The organism is Streptomyces sp. NPDC052109, from assembly GCF_040680195.1.
Taxonomy (GTDB): domain Bacteria; phylum Actinomycetota; class Actinomycetes; order Streptomycetales; family Streptomycetaceae; genus Streptomyces.
On the sequence record NZ_JBFAWF010000063.1, the window covers coordinates 1 to 2,744 of the forward strand.

General features: G+C 72.4%; 1 protein-coding gene. It reads left to right on the forward strand.

Annotated elements, in window-relative coordinates; genetic code table 11:
* On the forward strand, positions 1 to 2,744 hold a 2,744-nt coding region (locus tag AB0L59_RS42160), incomplete at both ends, for an AMP-binding protein (RefSeq protein WP_365593492.1).

A 2,744-nucleotide genomic window follows, 5' to 3' on the forward strand; every position in this document is an offset into this window, starting at 1 on the left:
ACGGGTAACGGCAAGCTCGACCGCAAGGCCCTGCCCGCCCCCGAGGCGTCGGGTGGTGCGGGCACCGGCCGTGCCCCCGCGAACGAACGCGAGGAAGCCCTCTGCCAGGCCTTCGCCGAAGTCCTGGGACTGGACAAGGTGGGCGTCGACGACGACTTCTTCCAGCTCGGCGGTCATTCGCTGCTGGCGGTGCAGCTGGTCGAGCTGCTGCGCAAGCAGGATGTGTCGGTGTCGGTGCGGGCGCTGTTCGACACATCGACGCCGGCCGGTCTGGCGGCCTCTGCCGGTGTGGACGAGGTCGCCGTGCCGGCGAACCTGATCCCCGCGGACGCGGTCGAGATCACCCCGGAGATGCTGCCGCTGGTCGACCTGACCGGCGAGGAGATCGCGCGTATAGCCGGGAGCGTGGACGGCGGTGCCGCGAACATCGCGGACATCTATCCGCCGGCCCCGCTCCAGGAGGGTCTGCTGTTCCACCACCTGATGGCGGAGGGCGGCGAGGACGCCTACCTGATGCCGGTGGTCATCGAGATGGACTCTCGGGAGCGGGTCGACGACTTCGCCCGTGCGTTCCAGCAGGTCGTCGACAGGCATGACATCCTGCGCACCTCGTTCGTGTGGGAGGGACTGCGCGAGCCCGTCCAGGTGGTCTGGCGGCACGCCGCACTGCCGGTGACCGAGGTGGCCCTGGACCCGCAGGCCGCCGACGGGGCCGCCGAACTCCAGGCCGCCGTGGGTCTGTCGATGGATCTGAACCGGGCCCCGCTGATCGACGTGCATGCGGCCGCGTTGGGGGAGGGCGGGCGCTGGCTGGTGCTGCTGCGGCTCCACCACCTGGTGCAGGACCACACCGCGCTGGAGGTCCTGCTCGGCGAGGTGGCGGCCTTCCTGGCCGGGCGTGGCGGCGAACTGCCGCGTCCGCTGCCGTTCCGCGACTTCGTGGCGCAGGTACGGGGCGGGGTCGAACGCGCCGAGCACGAGCGCTACTTCGCTGCGCTGCTGGGTGACGTGACGGAGCCCACGGCGCCCTACGAACTGGTGGACGTCCAGGGTGACGGTGCGGCCGTCGAGCGTGCCGTGGTGCCGCTCGCGCCCGAGACGGTCGAGCGGCTGCGGGCGGTGGCGCGCCGGGTCGGGACCAGCCCGGCGACCCTGATGCACCTTGCCTGGGCCCGGGTCCTCGCGGCGGTGAGCGGCCACGACGACGTCGTCTTCGGCACGGTGCTGTTCGGCCGGATGAACGCGGGTGCGGGCGCCGACCGGGTGGCGGGCCTGTACCTGAACACGCTGCCGGTGCGCGTGAGGACCGGTGAGGCGGGCGTACTGGAGGCGGTGACGGCGATGCGCGGGCAGCTCGCCGAGCTGCTGGAGCACGAGCACGCCTCGCTGGCCCTGGCCCAGCAGGCCAGTGGCCTCCCCGGCAACACTCCCGTCTTCACCTCCTTGATCAACTACCGTCACAACACCGGTGCCGAGACCGAGAAGCAGGGCCATGCCCGCCCCGAGGGCATGCGGGTCCTTTCCTCCCGGGAGCGCACGAACTACCCGCTCGGCGTCTCCGTCGACGACCACGGTGACTCCATGTCGCTCGCGATCGACGCGGTCGCGCCGATCGCCCCGGCCGCCGTCGGGCGGCTGCTGCGGACCGCCGTCGAGGATCTGCTCCCCCGGGTCGAGCGGGCACTGGACGGCGGAGCGGACGACGCGCTCCGGGACGTCCAGGTGCTCTCCTCCGAGGACCGGCACCGGATGCTCGTGGTGTGGAACCAGACGTCGGCCGAGGTCGGTCCGGCACCGGTGCCGGAGCTGTTCGCCGCGCAGGCCGCGCGCACCCCGGACGCGGTGGCCGTGGAAGCCGACGGGATCGAGCTGTCGTACGGCGAACTGGACGCGCGGGCGAACCGCCTGGCCCGGTATCTGACCGGACAGGGCGTCGGCGCGGGCTCGGTGGTGGGTGTCTGCCTGGAGCGTGGTGTCGAACTGCTGGTGGCGGTGCTCGGCGTGCTCAAGGCCGGTGGCGCCTACATGACCATCGACCCGGAGTACCCGGCGCAGCGTGTCGCCTACATGCTGGACGACGCCGAGCCGGCCGTGGTGCTGGCCTCCGTCGCCACGCAGACCTTGGTGCCCGGCGCGGTGCTGGTCGAGGACCTCGACCTCGCGGCACTGGACGGCGGCCCGCTGGACGTCGTGGTGCGGACGCAGGACGCCGCGTACGTGATCTACACCTCGGGTTCGACGGGTCGTCCCAAGGGTGTGCTGGTGTCGCACGCCGGGGTGGCGAGCCTGGTGGCGGGTCAACGGCGCCGGCTGGGGGTCGGTGCCGGTGCGCGAGTGGGGCAGTACGGGTCCGTGGGCTTCGACGCGTTCGCGTGGGAGTGGTTCATGGCCCTGCTGACCGGCGCGACCCTGGTGGTCGTCCCGCCGGAGCGGCGCCTGGGCGAGGCTCTGCCGAGCTTCCTGGCCGAGCGGGCGGTGACGCATGTGGCGTTGCCGCAGGCGGTCCTGGCGACGTTGGACGAGGCCTCGATCGGTGAGGACGTCGTTCTGGTGACGGGCGGTGAGGCGCTCCCCCTGGAGGTGATGGCGCGCTGGTCGCGTGGCCACCGGCTGTTCAACTCCTACGGCCCCGCGGAGACCACGGTCGACGCGACGCTGTGGGCCTGTGACCCGGGGGCCGGGGAGGTGGCGATCGGTGTGCCGGTGGTCAACACCCGGGTGTTCGTGCTGGACGAGTTCCTGGC